The following is a 223-nucleotide window of genomic DNA, read 5'->3' as shown; positions in this document are numbered from 1 at the left end:
AGAGCTGTGCTGTTTCGAATGGTTCCAAAACGAAGTATACTACGGTTAGAGATTGGCTCAAGTTTTAGAGCTGTGCTGTTTCGAATGGTTCCAAAACTCTCGGGAAATGCAACTGATGCTGCAATCAGTTTTAGAGCTGTGCTGTTTCGAATGGTTCCAAAACTCAGGAGATTGTGTGTACTCACGAATTTTTGTTTTAGAGCTGTGCTGTTTCGAATGGTTC

General features: G+C 42.2%; 1 protein-coding gene. It reads right to left on the bottom strand.

Annotated features, from left to right (window positions below; translation table 11 throughout):
* On the bottom strand, positions 1-223 hold a 223-nt coding region (locus HMPREF2818_RS10250), incomplete at both ends, for a hypothetical protein (RefSeq protein WP_222563448.1).

The sequence above is a fragment of the Streptococcus sp. HMSC076H09 genome (assembly GCF_001811765.1).
In the GTDB taxonomy this organism is placed as follows: domain Bacteria; phylum Bacillota; class Bacilli; order Lactobacillales; family Streptococcaceae; genus Streptococcus; species Streptococcus agalactiae.
Note: the sequence above shows the minus strand (reverse complement) of the source record. Positions and strands in the feature narration are given on the sequence as shown.